At 48.7% G+C, this 16,684-nt stretch carries 14 protein-coding genes; 12 read left to right on the plus strand and 2 right to left on the minus strand.

Going from position 1 to position 16,684, the window contains the following annotated elements; translation table 11 throughout:
* The 5 genes from BUB38_RS04635 to BUB38_RS04655 all read left to right on the plus strand — a co-directional run bounded on the left by BUB38_RS04635 (window position 1) and on the right by BUB38_RS04655 (window position 8,910).
* Window positions 1–3,786: a UvrD-helicase domain-containing protein gene (locus BUB38_RS04635; RefSeq protein ID WP_254794876.1), complete on the plus strand. Its 3,786-nt coding sequence runs from the start codon at window positions 1–3 to the stop codon at window positions 3,784–3,786.
* An 11-nt stretch (window positions 3,787–3,797) separates the two neighbouring features.
* Entirely contained in the window at window positions 3,798–5,915 is a 2,118-nt protein-coding gene (locus BUB38_RS04640) for an ATP-dependent DNA helicase (RefSeq protein ID WP_073157719.1), read from the plus strand.
* Between the two features lie 114 nt (window positions 5,916–6,029).
* Window positions 6,030–6,887, plus strand: a complete 858-nt coding sequence (locus tag BUB38_RS04645; RefSeq protein WP_073157948.1) for a TIGR02147 family protein — start codon at window positions 6,030–6,032, stop codon at window positions 6,885–6,887.
* A gap of 35 nt (window positions 6,888–6,922) precedes the next feature.
* Window positions 6,923–8,173: a carboxypeptidase-like regulatory domain-containing protein gene (locus tag BUB38_RS04650; protein ID WP_139258236.1), complete on the plus strand. Its 1,251-nt coding sequence runs from the start codon at window positions 6,923–6,925 to the stop codon at window positions 8,171–8,173.
* Window positions 8,173–8,910 (plus strand): tRNA (guanine(46)-N(7))-methyltransferase TrmB, encoded by a 738-nt coding sequence (locus BUB38_RS04655; RefSeq protein WP_073157724.1) that lies wholly within the window; start codon window positions 8,173–8,175, stop codon window positions 8,908–8,910. Before BUB38_RS04650 ends, BUB38_RS04655 begins: the two co-directional genes overlap by 1 nt.
* Before the next feature lie 95 nt (window positions 8,911–9,005).
* Here BUB38_RS04655 and BUB38_RS04660 read toward each other — a convergent pair whose 3' ends face one another.
* Window positions 9,006–10,232, minus strand: a complete 1,227-nt coding sequence (locus BUB38_RS04660; protein WP_073157727.1) for a hypothetical protein — start codon at window positions 10,230–10,232, stop codon at window positions 9,006–9,008.
* A gap of 51 nt (window positions 10,233–10,283) precedes the next feature.
* On the minus strand, window positions 10,284–11,339 hold the full coding sequence (locus tag BUB38_RS04665; protein ID WP_073157730.1) for a hypothetical protein: 1,056 nt from the start codon (window positions 11,337–11,339) through the stop codon (window positions 10,284–10,286).
* 131 nt (window positions 11,340–11,470) lie between these two features.
* Between BUB38_RS04665 and hisE the strand changes: the two genes are divergently transcribed.
* The 7 genes from hisE to BUB38_RS04700 all read left to right on the plus strand — a co-directional run bounded on the left by hisE (window position 11,471) and on the right by BUB38_RS04700 (window position 16,527).
* Window positions 11,471–11,731, plus strand: coding sequence for a phosphoribosyl-ATP diphosphatase (gene hisE / locus BUB38_RS04670; RefSeq protein WP_073157733.1), 261 nt, complete (start codon window positions 11,471–11,473; stop codon window positions 11,729–11,731).
* A complete protein-coding gene (hisG, locus tag BUB38_RS04675; RefSeq protein WP_073157736.1) occupies window positions 11,728–12,567 on the plus strand; it encodes an ATP phosphoribosyltransferase in 840 nt (279 codons plus the stop codon). The genes hisE and hisG overlap by 4 nt, the downstream gene beginning before the upstream one ends.
* 175 nt (window positions 12,568–12,742) lie before the next feature.
* On the plus strand, window positions 12,743–13,606 hold the full coding sequence (locus tag BUB38_RS04680) for an EAL and HDOD domain-containing protein (protein ID WP_073157739.1): 864 nt from the start codon (window positions 12,743–12,745) through the stop codon (window positions 13,604–13,606).
* Complete coding sequence (recR, locus tag BUB38_RS04685; RefSeq protein ID WP_083538296.1) at window positions 13,603–14,199, plus strand: recombination mediator RecR; 597 nt, start codon at window positions 13,603–13,605, stop codon at window positions 14,197–14,199. Before BUB38_RS04680 ends, recR begins: the two co-directional genes overlap by 4 nt.
* Complete coding sequence (gene yihA / locus BUB38_RS04690; RefSeq protein ID WP_073157742.1) at window positions 14,196–14,834, plus strand: ribosome biogenesis GTP-binding protein YihA/YsxC; 639 nt, start codon at window positions 14,196–14,198, stop codon at window positions 14,832–14,834. Before recR ends, yihA begins: the two co-directional genes overlap by 4 nt.
* Complete coding sequence (locus BUB38_RS04695; protein WP_073157744.1) at window positions 14,834–15,712, plus strand: MlaE family ABC transporter permease; 879 nt, start codon at window positions 14,834–14,836, stop codon at window positions 15,710–15,712. The genes yihA and BUB38_RS04695 overlap by 1 nt, the downstream gene beginning before the upstream one ends.
* Window positions 15,712–16,527, plus strand: a complete 816-nt coding sequence (locus tag BUB38_RS04700) for an ABC transporter ATP-binding protein (RefSeq protein ID WP_083538298.1) — start codon at window positions 15,712–15,714, stop codon at window positions 16,525–16,527. Before BUB38_RS04695 ends, BUB38_RS04700 begins: the two co-directional genes overlap by 1 nt.
* Window positions 16,528–16,684 lie beyond the last annotated feature (157 nt).

Raw genomic sequence — 16,684 nt, forward strand, 5'->3', positions numbered from 1 at the left:
GTGAGCGACACATTGAAAAGTTTCAATCTGAAAAATTTTGATCCGAAACACAGCCTCTTTATCGAAGCGTCAGCAGGAACAGGCAAAACCTATACCATTCAGCTCATGGTATCCAAGCTGATTAGTCAAGGCACGCCTCTCAAAAAGATTCTTATCGTCACCTACACCGAAAAAGCTGCGGGTGAGTTAAAGGACCGTATCCGCAAAAAGATTAACGAAGTCCTTGAATTCAAAAAAATCAACAAGGATGACTCTGACGAACCGGAACTTTCCAAGGACGTATTGTCCCTTTTTGCCAAGGCAAACCAGGATGTTGACAACGCAGCGATCTTCACCATCCACTCCTTCTGTCAGAAGGCCTTGAAGGAATACGCCTACGACGCGGGCCGCCCCTTTGATATGGGTATGATCGATGATGCCGCGGTTACCACCTTGGTAGAACAGTATATTCGCGACCAGTGGGTCAATGACGAAAAATTCCAGAAACTTCTCGCATCTGAAAAAACAGAATCCTTGACCAACCAGTTAACGGAAACCATTGTCAGCGCCATCAACAACTATAAAGGCTGTTGTAAAAAAGGCGAAATCATTCCGTTAGACGGGCCCAGTCTTCCGAAAATCAATGGTCAGGAGGTCCCCCTAAGCGCTCTTGAAAAAATTTCTAAAGCCACCTGTTATAACGATTTGAAGTGTATTCCCGGTTTTGAAGATGAGCTGACTTTTTTCGACAGCGTTTCTAATACAGAAAAAAGAGCCACGGAGTTCACCGAAAAAATCAAGTCATGGACCAACGAAAGTCAGGACCTTCTTTTTAACGGCCACTCATTCACAACAAAATCATTCTCCGAGACAACCCTTCCCCATTTCAATGCAATCAAGGAAATCAGGGAACTGATCAAGAGCGCCCCAAAACACCTTTATCGCGCCCAGTACGAGGAATTTCTCTGCAAGCAGATTCCCATACTTTTTGACAAGTGGCAAAAAGCAAAGAAGGATGACAAAAGGCAATCCTTTAATGACATGATTCTTTCGGTACATAAGGCTATCACCGAAAGTGACAATCTCAAGGAAAAGTTGCGTCAGCAGTTCAACTTCGCCATCATTGATGAATTCCAGGATACCAATAAACTGCAATGGGATATTTTCCGCACAATCTTTTTGAAAGATCAGGGCAAGGCCGTCGAAGGTCATTCCATTTTTGTGGTAGGCGATCCAAAACAATCCATCTATAGTTTCCAGGGAGCCGACGTAAACGTCTATAAGGAAGCGATCCTGGAAATCAACAACGGAACTTCTCTCAACAACAACTTCCGTTCTACAACGGGAATCATTGAAGGTTGCAACGAACTGTTCAAGGGAAGTTTCTTTACTCCTGCAGAAAGCTCTCCCGAACTGGTAAAATTCCAACCATCTGGTGCTCCTACCAACGAAAGCCAAGTTAAAGTTCCGCCTATGATAAGCGGCAAGGAAGTTGCACCAATCTGGATTAGCGAAAACGAAATTTCCAGTCTGAATTTCGCACGTTCCGCTGTGGCAAAAATCGTAGACTGGTGTTCCTTCGAAAACGGAAAGACCAAGCTCCAGGTTTTCGACAAGAAAGATTGTCGCAAATACCGCAACGTTTCCTTCAAGGACTTTGCCGTACTGGCCCGTACTCGCAGCGAAATGGAAGTCATGGAAGATTCACTGCGACACGCAGGTATCCCTTTCAGTCGTTACAAAGACAACAACCTGTTTAACAGCCGTGAATGTGCCGAATGGATAGCCCTGTTCCGTGCCTTGAATGCTCCGGATTTTTCTGCATGGAACCGTAAACTTTTAAGTGAAGTTCTCATTACCGATTTCTTTAAGACGGTCTTTACCAAAAAAGACAATTCTTCTGAAGATCACAGCATGGATGAACTTCATTATGTTGACAGCAAGGTTTTTGACGACCCCAATAATAGGGAACGCAAACTGCTGAATGTCTGGCGAGACTTGGCTCTTAAGCGTCGATACGCCGAAATGCTGGAGCGTATTTATAGCGACACCCAGATTGAGCAACGTCTAATGGATATTTCCAAGTTGCAAAATTTGGCGAAGCTCCGTCAGATCGGAAACTACGCCGTAGAATTCCTTTATAGCCACAACTGTTCCCTGGAAGATCTAGTCCGTCACTTGGAAGGACTGGCTGCATTCCGTGATGACGCCGACGATGAAGACGGAAGCCTCGTTGAAAAGGGAACCGACTACGATGCCGTTCAGGTCATGACCATTCACGCCTCCAAGGGGTTGGAATTCCCCGTGGTAATTTCTGTGGCAGGATTCAAGGGCGTGAATAATCTTTCTAGAGGTCCCTTCCTGTATCATGACGACAATGGAATCCATTTGGGCTTAGGCAGCGACGCCAAGGAAATTCGCAAGGCAGAAGAACTGGAAGAATGGAAGCGTTTGTTCTACGTGGACTTTACACGAGCATCATCTATTCTAATGCTACCTCGCTACGAAAACTGGACCAAAAAGGACAAGAGCGGAGCCATTATTTCTGTTAAACCAGAATTCAAGTTTCTACATGATTCCCATAAGGAATTTTGTGAAAATGCCGTATGTATCGAAAATGCTGAAAACAGCGTTTTTGAATATCCCTGCTACACAATTCTAAAAACAGACAGCGATTGGAGCATTGCCGAAAAGAAAAAACTCGTACGGGAATATATTCTGCAGCCATTAAGCAAAAACAGTTCCTCTGCGGAATCCACAGACAATATCGAAGAGCTGATTCAGGAACAAAAAGGCATCATGGAAGACCTGCAGAAGCATGTGCCTCAGGCCTGCATTATGCAGTATTCCTACTCATCCCTTTCGGGCAAGGCCGACAACGGCATCAGCAACGAAGACGATACTCCCATCGATCAAGACGGCAACGAAGAATCTTCTGTGGCTGATGTTGCAGGCAAGAACAAGGTCTCCATCAAGAGTATTGATGTCAATGCACTAGATTGTACCCTTGCCTACGAGGAATCTCGCGATTATCAGAGCCACTACGAAGAAAATCTAAAGAAGTTCCCTCGCGGAAGCAAATTGGGTAACGCCATCCACCATGTCTTTGAACGAGCCAAGTTCTTTGAAATCGGACAACAGCTGCCTACTCTAGAAAGTGCCTTGGCAGATTCCAAATGCATAAATGTCGTCGAAGAAGAATTCAAGAACGAGGCGTTGCCTATTTGGAATCACAAGAAGGAATGGACTGACATCGCCATTGCCTACTTGTGGAATACACTGAATGCAAAACTACCCGCCATCGCAGGAAATTGCGCTACAGGAGAATTTTTCACCCTAACAGAAATTCCTCTGGAAAATCATAAGGCAGAAATGCAGTTCAACCTGAATGCAGGAACCTCCGAAGAGCTCCGCAGATTCTGCAAGGGTTTTATCGATTTGATGTTCGTGCGAACTGATGCCCAGGGCAACAACCTCTACAGCATTCTGGACTGGAAATCCGACGTTCTGGAGGAAAATCGCTATACACCAGAAGCCTTAAAGGAACGCGTTGATGCAGACTATTCCATTCAACGAGTGCTATACAGCTACTGCCTTATTCAATGGCTGAAACAGTTCTATGGAGAAGGTACTGCAGAAAACCTGACTGAAGAAGAAATCTTCAACAAGCATTTCGGCGGCATCTACTACGCATTTGTCCGCGGCACCCAGGGCGGAACAGGCAAGGGAATTTACGCCCAGACCTGGAAATGTTATGACGATCTTAAAAATGCCTATGGCGAAATCAAAAAATTGATGAGCAAGTAGGAGGCAACATAATGAACTTTATTGAAACAGAAAACTTTGAAGATTTCTACAACGCATTAAAGGAAATGCGTGGGATTTCCGCCATCGACAAGCACCTTCTCTCTTTGCTGTTTGACATTCAGCCGGATATCAGCCTGAAGGTACAGAAGTTTCTCGCACTCTGCTTTTCGTTGCTGGACGATGGCAATACCCGCCTGCCTCTTATCGCCGAAGAATTTTTTGAAATGTGGTCCAAGAAGTGGCAAGGCCTTGTGCAATTGAGCATCAGCGCTTCTGAAACAGAAATAGACGAAAACAACTTCCACGCACCGCATGAATTTTTGGACATTATAGACGCGGGAATCTCCGAATTCAAGAGCCTAAAATTTTCTGAAATCGTAGAAGGACGCCTGGTAAACGAAGCCATTGACAATGATAACTATTCTAAGCCATTTATCATCACCACCGGCGTAACGCCCTACCTTTATTTTGCCAAGCATTTCAATGCAAAATGTCTCATTGAAAAGTCGGCAGCACTTCTGTTCAAGAACGGCAGCAACCCTTCTGCTACATCAATCAAGAAATGCATTGATGAAATTTCAAAAATTAGAAAGCCTATAAACGGTAAACCATTCCTGGTCAATGAACAACAGGCAACGGCAATCCTTCGCGGACTTTCTGAGAATTTGATTATTACAGGTGGCCCGGGTACGGGTAAAACCACCGTGGTTCTCTACATCCTGTGGAAGCTATTGCAATCTAACAGCGATATGCTGGACTGGTCTATCTATTTGGCAGCCCCCAGCGGCAAGGCTGCAGACCGTATGCGAGAAAGCCTTTCTGATGGTCTTTCCGCCATCAACGACGAAATCCGTGAAAGCGAAGAAGGCGCTCCCATATTCAAGAAGCTGAAGGATCTGGAAAGCAGCACTATTCACCGTTTGCTGAAATTCTCCCGAGAAAAAGGCGACTTTCATTACAACAAGAATGAACAGTTTTCCAAAAATTCCATCTTCGTCATTGACGAAGCCAGCATGATCGATATTGAAATGTTCGCCGCCCTGTTGCAGGCCATTCCCGAAGGTGCACGTCTCTTTATTCTTGGTGATCCGTACCAGTTGCCCTCTGTGGATTCGGGAGCAGTTCTGGGAGAAATCCTAAAGGCCAAAAACAGCGCTCGCAACTTTACTGTCAAACTAGAAATATCAAACCGTTTTACCGATGATTCCCTCATCGGACGCCTGGCTCACGAAATCAAGACTGTAGCCGAAACCAAGGACATCGGCAACTTCAAGCCCCATAATTTCCTGTTGCATCCGGCCCTCTGTTCCGAAGGCGATACAATGTCTAGTGCAGACAACGGTTCCGAAAAGATGAAGGACTTGGTTTCATATTACCGACTGGAATCCGAAAGCGAATGTAAGACCGCCAAAAAGATCGAGGAAAAACGCATCGAAAAAATCGTAAATGCCTGGGTCAGCAACTTCAGCAAACTTTCCCAGTTAGCAGAACAGGTTCACCCGAACAAGGCCACTGGCGAAACAGAACTCCGTGATGAACTCTGGAACTTGAGCCTCACCCAGCGCATGCTTTCGGCAGAACGTCGCGGCCCCCGCGGTGTTGAAAACCTGAACAAGAAAGCTTGCAGTAAACTCCGCAGCCTCTGGAAGAAATCCAAACAGACTGCGCGAGAAACAGAACCCACCGAAACTATAGCCATTCAGGATTCCGGATATTTCCCCGGTCAACTTTTGATTATCACCCAGAACCAAGAAATGTACAAGTTGTACAATGGTGATACCGGTATTGTAGTTTTTGATGGGCATACTCCCTACCTGATGTTAAAAAAAGCGCCACCTCAGGATTCCAACATCCAAAGGGACAACTATGTATTCTATCCCATTGCGGTTTTGCCAGAAGAAGCCATTGAAAGCGCCTTCGCCATCACCATCCATAAATCCCAGGGATCCGAATACAAACATGTAACCATGTACCTCCCAAAGCAGAAGGGCCACCCCCTATTAACGAACCAAATTCTGTATACGGGCATTACCCGCGCCAAGGAATCTGTAACCATAATAGCCTCCCCCGAGACCTTCAAGGCGGCTTGTTGCACGGTCACCGAACGCGAAACAGGGATTGAGTTGTAGTTTTTTCCAAAAAAAAGGCACTTTTACACTTCGTTGTATTTTTTTCAACGGCATTTCTCAACACCCGGTTTCCAGAGTGGCATTATGTAACTACTTTTGTTTAGATTTATGAACATGCCCGAAGTATTAGAGTATCTAGAGTATCGTGAGTTTTTGAGAGATTGGTTTGTCGAAACGAAAAAAGACAATCCTTTCACCTCATACCGCTATCTTGGCCAGAAGACCGGTGTTGACCCGGCCTGGCTTGTTCGCGTGTTCCAGAAAGAGGGACACCTGAACGAAAGCACCTTGCCGGTGTTCATCCGCCTTTGCGGACTCGACGACCGCCGTGCGGAATATTTCAAGACACTTTACCGCTTTAACAAGACCAAGGCAAAGCAGGCTCTTTCCGAACTGTACTACCGCCTTATGGAATTGCGCTCCCTGGAAACCCGAGTGCTCTCTACACCGGAACTTTCCTACTTCGGCAGCTGGGCATGCGCAGCTCTACGCGCCCTTATCGGCATTACCAAGGACACCAGCGACATCAACAAGCTGGCATCCAACCTGAATCCCGCCATTTCCCAGGATGAAGCCCGCAACGCGTTGGGCGTCATGAAGCAGCTGGGCCTGGTGGTACCCGACGGCAACGGCGGATGGAACATTACCGACCAGATTATCAGTACCGGCGGCGAAGTCAAAAGCACCGCTGTCCGCGACTTCCATAGACATACCATGGAACTGGCCCTGGAATCTATCGACCGCCACAAGCCCGAAGACCGTGACATTTCCAGCGTGGTATTTACCGCAGACGAGTCCGATCTGCCGGAAATCCGCCACCGCATCGAGGAATTCCGCCGCGGACTTCTGCAGTTCGCCCGCAAGAGTGAACGCGCCGACCGAGTTTACGCACTGAATATCGCCATGTTCCCCCTCTCCAACAAAGTGGATGACCCTTGCACGGGTTCCGAGCCGCCAAAGAAGGAGGGATGATGGAACTATTCGGAAAAAATTTTTATTTTTTGGGTATGAGCAAGTCCTATAGAACATTGGCAGTTACAGCAGTCCTTGGCTTTGGCCTCGGTCTTTCTGCATGTTCTGACGACAAGGTTGCAGGCGGCGGCCCCTCTGGCACCGAAGCCGGAAACGCCATTACCGCACAGATTTTAACAGCCGACAAGACTCCTGCCGCAAGAGCCAAGGTTAAGCTTGTAGAAAGCGCAAGCCTCGAAGGTTCCAAGGATGCCTACACCGCCGAAACCGATAAGAACGGTCAGGTAGTTGTTGAAGGCGTTGCCAGCGGCAGCTACATTCTGGAAGCCTCCCTCGAGGGCAAGGCCATCCAGACAAAGGTCAAGGTTTCTGACGCCGGAGTAGATCTTGGAACAGTGAACCTGGCCGATATGGCAACCATCAACGGTTTCCTGGGTTACATCGATGAAGGAACCATCAAGGTTCGCGGCCTCGACCATTCCGCAAAAGTTGTCAACGGCGAATTCGTTCTGGATTCCCTGCCCGCCGGTCATTTCGACCTGGTGTACATTCCCAACGAAAAGGCAAAGGATACCACTAGCACATACCTGAAGATTGATGCAGGTAAGGAATCCTCCACTAGCACTTTTGCCAACGAACGCCAAGCCTTGCTTTTGGACGACTTCGAAGACGGCAACAACCAGCATCGTTTTGGTCCCAAGTATTTTGGTCCCAGTGATGGCGGCTGGTGGTTCCAGTCTCATCATTCCAATGTCATCATCGATGCAGGTACCGAGATTGTCGTTGCAAAAGGCGATACCAGCGAATACCTGAAGATGTACGACGACGGTGAACAGCGTCTGTTGCACGTCACCTTCAATTTCGACACCTTGCGCGACACGAACACCGACGACAAGGGCGCCCTGCTGGTCTACCCCTGGGCTAATGTGGGCGTCGGCATCGGCAGTAACGACAAGTCTATCTGTTACGACCTTTCTTCCGTCGATTCCATTAGCTTTAAGGTTAGAGGTACTGGCAGCTATTACTTCATCATCGAAGACGAAGCACACAAGAAGCCTACCGACGGAAACGGTTCCATCACCGTCGAAAACAAGTCCTACGGATTTAAGGAACTTTCTGACGAGTGGGAAACTGTTACCGTGGCGACCGCCGACATCGTCGACGAAACCAAGGGTAGCCTCAGCTGCGTCACCATCTTGACCTGGCAGTTCACTAATACGGTTGACTTCTGGATGGATGATGTCAAACTGATTGGTGGCGACAGACAGAGCATTTGGGAAAAGTAATGACAGACAACGCAGTTCATGCGGTAACATCTAATCAAGACGGTCTTTACAAAAATCTAGACGAAACGGTTCGCAAGTATATTGCGACCCGTTTTTTGCGTCCTATAGCCGACCATACCCGCGAGGCTTTTGGGGTCGCAAAGGACTACGTCAAATCTTTTTACGAGAAGAATGGGAACAAGGTCTCTGGCAACGCCGAAGGGTTCCGCATCGTTCTGGATTCGGGCTGTGGCGCAGGTGAAAGCACGCTACATCTGGCCCGACGTTTTCCAGGCATTCCTGTCATCGGAGTGGACAAGTCTGCAGTTCGCCTGAACAAGGCCGGTAACGAGCACCAGCAACAGGCCGCAGGCACAGACCAGCCCGCCAACGCTTTCTGGATCCGAGCCGAACTTCTGGATTTCTGGCGTCTAGCCCAGGAAGAAGTTCTTGCAGGCAACTGGATCATCGAACATCACGCAGTGTTCTACCCCAACCCCTGGCCCAAGGAAAGCGAAGCCGGCAGACGATTCCATCTGCACCCCATCTTTCCTACGCTGCTGTCCCTGAGTCCCGTTACGGAACTTCGTACCAACTGGGACATCTATGCACAGGAATTTGCAGAAGCAGCCCGCATCGTGAACACTTCAGCCACTGTCGTTTGCGAATCCTTCAATCCCGAAAATCCGGAAACGGCATTCGAGCGAAAATTCAAGGAAGCAGGCCAGCAACTCTGGCGAACTCTAGTCCGCAAATAGAATTCCCAAATTGAGTTCAAATAGAAAAGCGGGTTCACTCAAATGGTGAACCCGCTCTTTTTAAAAGTTAGCGGTACTAGACCTGCAGAACCCTATTATTTACGGTCCCTAGTCCAGGCCAGGAAACCCTTGGTTCCACGTGTAAACTTCACTTCGATTTCGGCACCTTCCCTAACAATGAATTCGGTAAGGCCATACTTGCCGCCATCGGTACGACCCCAGTCGTATGTATAGCCCAGACGTGTCCAGGGGAAACCGCCTTCGCGCCCATAGGCCTGAGAGCGAGTCTTGTCGAACCACTTCTTGAACCACATGGCGCTTTCGCTACGGTCTTCTTCGAAAGAGCTGGGGAACGCCACGTTCATCACGTCATTGGTGGGATCGGGAACAAATGCCGGACGGAACACATCCTTCACGGGGACCCAGAATACGGTAAAGTAAGTTCCGTCAAAGTCAGGAGCCTTGCCCAGGAGCTGCTTCAGGCGCAAAGTCCAGTTGTTCACGCCATCCTTATTTTCGTTGAACCACTTCATGAATTCCTTGTCGGTAAAGGCCCACACGAAGTCCTTCTTCAAGGTCATGATCTGACCATCCTTGAACTGGTCCGGATCATTGTGCCAGGTCACCAACATCACCTGAGTGTTGTCGCCGCTCAAGGTAGCGACGCTGGAATTCTGGTCCAGGTTCACCAGGGGCTGAATGTCATCGCTAGTCAACTTGGGAGCGCTCTTCAGTGCTGCTTCATATTGGGCATCAATCAAAGAATCGCGATTGACGAAGGAGACCACGTTACCCTTGGTATCGATAATATCGCAGTAAGGAACATTATCCGGATTCAGGGCCACCTTCTCCTTCTCAAACTGTTCCTGCAACAGGGCGTCATTGTGAGAGAACAGATTGTCATTTTCCAGGAAGGAAATCACAATCTTGCAGAAGCCGTCATCCGGAATCTTTACGGCAATAGGGAACGGACGCTTGCCATTATCGGCAGTATCCAGAACCAGCTTGTTATCGTTTTCACCGCAAGTATATTCGTAGGAATAAAGAGTTGCAACGCCGGGATTCATTTCGTTCACAAACAGGTTGTCCTGTTCGCTGCTCCAACCGGATTTTACCAGGATTCGCTTGTCGCCCAAAGTCATGTATTGGGGATTCACATCGCTGCAATAAAAAGCGGCCTGGCGAAACACGCCAATCACGCCGGACTTATTCTTGAAGGACTCCGGATCCTTGACCTTGAAACCGCCGGCACATGCCATCAGTGCGGCACCCGTCACGGCCACAGCGGACAAAGCACAAATACTCTTTGCAAACTTGTTCATTTTCTTCCACCTTAAAAAAAATCGGTGGCAAATATAGAAATAACGGGATGTCTATTCAAATGCGGCAGCCTTGATTGGGGCGAAGAAGGCATCCAAATCCTTGGGCTCTTTCTTATACCAGGCGCCACCTCTATCAAAATCCTTGTCCCGCTGATGCTTGTCAATATTTCCGAAGCCTGAGCCAATAGTCCAAAGTTCTAGAACTTCGGCGGAATCTTTATACAAAGTAATAACCGTTTCGGCACGAGACACAGTAGAACCAGCAAAAGTTTCAAACGTGGGGTTCAGCAACATTTTTTTGAATTCCGCCAGCTGCACAGAATCAAGCACCACCTTCTTAGAAGCTACGCGAACCTCTTTCTTACAATCCTCATTGCAGTTAAAAATCACTTCGGCCCGGTTGCAGTCTCGTACAAGTTCACTAAGCGGTGTTCCAAGAGCCGTATCGGCCGGGAAAATCAGTTCGTTCAAAAGTTCCATCGTTACGGCAACCTGTTTTTTTACAGAATCGCCCAACTCAAACACGTTACCGTCTCTGTCTACTTCATACTGGATCTCAGAAGAATCAGCATCCCGTTTCCCATGTCTTTTCTTGAATTTGGGAACAGTCATTACTTCGGTCTTTTCAGATTTTTCAGTAACCACGTCAGATTCGATTTTGCAACCTCTAAAGGGAACGCCCACATCCTTCAGGAATTTATTGATCTTATGCAATCTGGGAGTACTCCAGTATCCCACCGAACCTTCTCGGTTAAACGCAGTGGTAAAACGGAATCTGTCCAGGGAATCCGCACCGCGATACAAAGTAATATAGGCACCCTCTTTACAGTCAGATTCGAGAGTATCCTGCGGATGTTCATAAAGAAGACCGACACGGAGTATCTGTACAAAGTTCTGGTACAACCGACCATCTATTATCTTGCTACGTTCAATTTTACCAAGGCCCGCCGCAGTCACTTCCATTCGGTCCGCTTTTTCAAGGGCTTCAGGGAAACTCAATTTTTGCGGGGCAATCCCCTTTTCACGAGAACTGATAAACTGGTAAAGTGACACTCCCAACACCAATACAAGAGCCACAGCAACAAGAACTTTCACGAAAGACTTCATATTTCCAAATATAAAATAGATGTTCCGCAAAATAGGACGTTAAACCTTATTGAACATTCAAAATGCATAAGTGGGCTTTTTTGAATTTTCTATCTTGTACCTCGTAAAGAAATATCAAAAAGAGGTCAATCATGACGTTTGAAGAAATCTACGCGCTGGTTTGCGAGCGCAAGAGAACCATGCCCGAAGGCAAGAGCACCACTGAACTCTTCAAGAAGGGTGCTCACGGTATCGGCAAGAAGCTGGTGGAAGAAGCCGGCGAAAGCTGGATGGCCGCCCGTTACGAAACCCGCGACGACCAGTGCCTGGAACTTTCCCAGGTTCTGTACTATGTGGCCTGCATGATGGCAGAAAAAGGTCTCACCCTCGAAGAAGTGTACGCTAAACTATGATTAAGGTAGCTCTCCCGAACAAGGGCATGCTCTTTGAACCCACCCAGGAACTTCTGAAGGCCTGCGGTTACAAGGCATCCAAGCCCTACAAGACTTTGACCCAGATCGACACCAAGAACGGTATCGAATTTTTCTTCCTGCGCCCTAGCGACATCCCCATGTATGTGGGTCGCGGCATCATCGACGCAGGAATCACCGGCATCGACTTCAACGCAGAAGCCAAGAGCCCGGCTGTCAAGGTTCTGGACCTGCCCTATGGCGCTTCCAAGATGTGCGCCGCCGTTCCTAACGAAAGCCCCATCCAGACTCTCGACGAACTGAAGGATTCCACCATCGCCACCTCCTTCCCCAACATTGTTGAAGGCTACTACAAGAAGCCCATGAACTTTGTGGTTCTGGAAGGCGCTGTGGAAATCTCCGTTAGCCTTGGCGTGGCCGACGCTATCGTAGACGTTGTGGAAACCGGTACCACCTTGAAGCAGGCAGGCCTCCGTATTATCGGCGAACCGCTGTTCCGCTCCAACGCAGCCCTCTACTGCAACCCCCAGAAGACCGACCTGGAAGAAGTGAACACCCTGATCCGCCGCATCCAGGGTAAGCTGGTCGCACAGTCCTACATGATGATCGAATACGACTGCCCCGCAGACGTTCTCGACAAGGCTGTAGCCCTGACCCCGGGTCTCGATGCTCCTACCGTTGCCAAGCTCCACGGTCGTGACTGGTACTCCGTAAAGGCCATGGTGCCCCAGGAAGATGCCAACGCCATCATGGACAAGCTCTGGGACGCAGGCGCACGCAGCATCCTGCTCTTCGGTATCAAGTCCGCCCGAATTTAACGCTTCGCGTTAAATTCAGTAGACAGTGATTAGTGGTTAGTAAACAGGACCTTAAAATAGTGATTAGTAAGCAGTGGTTAGTAAACAGGATATGCAGGTAAAAAACGTTTCCAACATCACTAACCGCCAACCACTAACCACTAACCACTAACCACCAACCACTAGCCACTACCTCATGGAATCACTCGCTTATTTAGCCCGTCAGCCGATCCTTGACCGCGATGGCAAGGTGTGCGCCTATGAGTTGCTGTTCAGAGATTCTCCGAACAGCAGTACGGCTGTTATTTCCAGCGACTTGCTGGCAACCGCACAGGTGTTGGAGAACGTACTGAACAACATCGGCATCCAGCGTCTGGTCGGCAGCAGCAAGGCTTTTGTCAACTGCAGCCGGAACATGCTGCTGGACAATTTATTCGGCCTGCTGAATCCTAAATATTTCGTTCTGGAAGTTCTCGAAAGTGTAGAAGTGGACGATCGCGTCATCGAAGCCATCGAGGAGTATAAGTCCATGGGTTTCGAAATCGCCCTGGACGACTTTATCTTCGAAGAGAACTTCATCAACCGCTTCGCCCCGCTGTTCCCCTACGTCAGCTACATCAAGATGGACGTTGTAGAAAACAGCCTAGACAGCATGAGCAAGGCCGCCGCCTTCTTCAAGGCAAGGAACATCAAGCTCCTAGCCGAAAAAGTCGAAGACGAAGAAACCTTCAAGCGTTGCGTAGAAGCCGGTTACGATTATTTTCAAGGGTTCTATTTCGCCCGACCCGAAATGGTCACCGGTCAAAAAATTGACGCCACATCTACAGCCATTTTGCAGTTGCTCCAGCTATTGCGGATCCGCCCCACTCTAGAAGAACTCTGCAGCAACTTGGACAAACATCCGGAAATTGCCGCAAACCTTCTAAAGTTCGTCAATTCCGACAGCCAGGCCCACGACCATATAGACAACATAAAAGATGCAGTCGTCTGGGTTGGTATGCGCCACATTCAGGAATGGTTGCTGCTCATGTTATACGCCAGACCGGAAAATAGCCTATGATGGTAGAACCACAAAGTCTTGAAGCTCTCATCGGGGAATTTTCAGGTCTCCCCGGCATCGGGCAAAAGACAGCCCGACGCCTGGCCTATCACATTCTCACCCGCAAGCAATCCGACGTGGAACGCTTCGCCGAGAACCTGGTGAACGCCATTACCAAAGTTCATCATTGCCCCAACTGCTACGCCTTTACCGACGAAGACCTCTGCCCCACCTGCAAGGCCAGGGCAGGAGCAAAGTCCATCTGCGTCGTAGAAAAAAGTTCAGACATCATCCCCTTTGAAAAGTCAGGCATTTTCCGCGGACTTTATTTTGTACTGGGGGGAGTCATTTCTCCGTTAGACGGTATCGGTCCCGAGGCACTCCACTTAAACCAACTGGTCAACCGCATCAAGACCGAAGGGATCGAAGAACTGGTCCTGGCATTAGGTTCCAGCCCCGAAGCTGACAGCACCGCCCTCATGATCGACCGCATGCTCAACGGAGTCAACGTTAAGCGTACCCGCCTGGCCCGCGGCATCCCCATGGGCAGCGATCTTGAATTTGTAGACGAAGTCACCATGTTAAGAGCCTTCGAAGGAAGAGTAAGCCTATGAGCGCACCCGTAAAGCACCAAGCCCCCGTTGAAGTGGGCGGCTTCACCGTCACCTCGGCAGTCTTTGTAACGGCAGCCGTAAACATGAAAGGGCTTCCCGAGGAACGCCTCCCTCAAATCGCATTTCTTGGACGATCCAATGTGGGAAAATCTTCCCTTATGAATGCACTTATGGGCAAGAACGGACTGGTCAAGGTCAGTTCTACCCCCGGAAAAACCCGCGAAATCAATTTCTTCAAAGTCAACAACAAGTTTTTTCTAGTAGATTTACCAGGTGTAGGCTACGCAAAGGTCAGTTCGTCCAAAAGCGAGCAGATGTCCACCGCCATTCGAGACTACATCGCAAAATGCAAGGACTTGAAGGGTCTGGTCTATCTGGTAGACATCCGCCACGGCGGACATGACGTAGACATCGACGCCGTGGAAAATATCCGCGCCGCAGGATGCCCCGTGCTGATCGTTGCCAGCAAGCGCGATAAGGTCAATCAGTCTGAACTTGCCAAGGGACTTCGTTCCATCAAGGAAAAGTTCGGTCTTGAATCTAACCCTCTTTGCGTGAGCTCCCTAAAAAAATTCGGTCTTGACCAGCTCTGGACTGAAATTCTTGAAGCAATGAACCAAGGCGAAAAGGTCTAGTGAGAACAAAGAGATCAAAAAACTGGCAGAAGCTCAGCCCCCCGGCAAAGATATTCCACTACCTGGGAATGTTCTTGCTGCATCGTACCTTTGGGCAGCAGTGCGCTCTTTTCTGGAACGCCATCACCAGTCTTTTCTCTCGCAACCGTAATTTCAAGACAGACACCAAGAATATCATCACCCAGACGTTCTTTACCGGCGTAGAAATTTTTCCGGTATTGTTCGTCGTGGCCACCTTGTTCGGTACAGTCGTCATCATCGAAGTAATCTCCCTCATGGGCAGGATGGGTTTCTCCGATGTGGTTGGAAGTCTGATTGTTATTGTAATCATCCGAGAATTAGGGCCCATTCTTACGGCATTCCTTATCGCTGGCCGAAGTGGATCCTCGCTGACCACATACATCGGAAGCATGGTCATTAATTCGGAAGTTGATGCGCTGGCCACCATGGGTGTGGACCCGATTCGATTCCTTGTTATGCCGGGCCTTTTTGGTGGATGCATCGCCCTGTTTTTCATGAACATCATCTTCAGTGCAAGCGCCATCTGTGCAGGGTTCCTCGTAACCAAGGCCATGATCGCCCTCACCGGAAATATCATCAACATCCAGCTGACCTGGGATTATCTGACCACTGAAATCCTGAGCGCACTGACCCTTACAGATTTCGTCTATATCATAATCAAGCCTCTCGTTTTCGGGGCAATCATTACAACCAACGCCTGTTACCAGGCACTGAATATTCCGCGAGACATCCGCCAGGTCCCCAAGGCCACCTCCCGATCCGTTATCAAGTCCTTCCTGTATATTGTGTGCGCAGACGTAGTGCTTTCTATATTCTATTTCGTCGACTACATGAACAACATCAACTCGATTATCTAATGATTGACGAAGCTTTAAGAATGGAAGATATTCACCTGTCCTACAACGATCTGGCAGGAACGATTTTCTCAAAGCCCCGAGCCTTGGGATTCTTCAAGAAAGTTGAAGACGACCCCCAGAAAGAGTTAGTGACCGGAGCGAATCTTACCGTGACCCGTGGCGACACTATTTGTATCGGTGGTGGATCCGGTCAGGGAAAAAGTGCCATTCTGCGAATCATTGCAGGGTTGGTGCGCCCCACCAAGGGGAACCTATATTATTTTGGTGAATACATCCCACCGGAACGTCTAACGGCACTGGAAGTGGCAAAACGTCAGGTAGGACTGGTTTTTCAGAATGGAGCCCTCATTTCCAATCTGAAGGTGCGAGATAACATCGCCCTCCCCCTGCGATACCACAAGATGGGCTCACCCGACGAAATCGACGAAAAGATCAACATGGCCATGGACTTGATGCGAGTCCGTGAAGAAGCAGACCTTTACCCGCACCAGCTTTCTATGGGTATGCAGAAGCGCGTGGCCATCGCAAGATCCTGGGCCATGGACCCGAAGCTCCTTTTGATGGATGAACCTACCGCAGGTCTGGACAACTACAATCGCCGAAACCTGTTGCCTCTGATCGACAACATGCGAATGCTGTTTAAGACAACAATCATCATCGTGACCCATGACTTGCTGATTTCTAAAGAATTGGATTGCAATATTTGCTTCTTGCACCGCAAAGTTCTTACGGAACCCAACTCCTTTGAATACTGGAGAACCTCCAACAGCGAAATCTCCAGGGAACTGTTCCGAGACCTAAGAACAAGCGGATAAGAGGCGCGAGGGCGGTCGCCTACGGCTCCTTTCATCGGTGAGTTTTGAGCCGAGAGCAATGAGCTAGATAATCGCGCCGAAGGCACCTAACTTTAGCACATAACTCATCACTCATCGCTCATAACTCTTCACTATTCACTCCCAACTATTCACTGTT

Origin of the sequence: Fibrobacter sp. UWH5 (assembly GCF_900142505.1) — a bacterium.
Lineage (GTDB): Bacteria > Fibrobacterota > Fibrobacteria > Fibrobacterales > Fibrobacteraceae > Fibrobacter.

What these genes read in the sequence shown, in the direction of transcription:
- BUB38_RS04640 (WP_073157719.1), top strand. Translation starts at nt 3,798, where the DNA reads ATGAACTTTATTGAAACAGAAAACTTTGAAGATTTCTACAACGCATTA.
- BUB38_RS04645 (WP_073157948.1), top strand. Translation starts at nt 6,030, where the DNA reads ATGCCCGAAGTATTAGAGTATCTAGAGTATCGTGAGTTTTTGAGAGAT.
- BUB38_RS04650 (WP_139258236.1), top strand. Translation starts at nt 6,923, where the DNA reads ATGAGCAAGTCCTATAGAACATTGGCAGTTACAGCAGTCCTTGGCTTT.
- BUB38_RS04655 (WP_073157724.1), top strand. Translation starts at nt 8,173, where the DNA reads ATGACAGACAACGCAGTTCATGCGGTAACATCTAATCAAGACGGTCTT.
- BUB38_RS04660 (WP_073157727.1), bottom strand. Translation starts at nt 10,232, where the DNA reads ATGAACAAGTTTGCAAAGAGTATTTGTGCTTTGTCCGCTGTGGCCGTG.
- BUB38_RS04665 (WP_073157730.1), bottom strand. Translation starts at nt 11,339, where the DNA reads ATGAAGTCTTTCGTGAAAGTTCTTGTTGCTGTGGCTCTTGTATTGGTG.
- hisE (WP_073157733.1), top strand. Translation starts at nt 11,471, where the DNA reads ATGACGTTTGAAGAAATCTACGCGCTGGTTTGCGAGCGCAAGAGAACC.
- hisG (WP_073157736.1), top strand. Translation starts at nt 11,728, where the DNA reads ATGATTAAGGTAGCTCTCCCGAACAAGGGCATGCTCTTTGAACCCACC.
- BUB38_RS04680 (WP_073157739.1), top strand. Translation starts at nt 12,743, where the DNA reads ATGGAATCACTCGCTTATTTAGCCCGTCAGCCGATCCTTGACCGCGAT.
- recR (WP_083538296.1), top strand. Translation starts at nt 13,603, where the DNA reads ATGATGGTAGAACCACAAAGTCTTGAAGCTCTCATCGGGGAATTTTCA.
- yihA (WP_073157742.1), top strand. Translation starts at nt 14,196, where the DNA reads ATGAGCGCACCCGTAAAGCACCAAGCCCCCGTTGAAGTGGGCGGCTTC.
- BUB38_RS04700 (WP_083538298.1), top strand. Translation starts at nt 15,712, where the DNA reads ATGATTGACGAAGCTTTAAGAATGGAAGATATTCACCTGTCCTACAAC.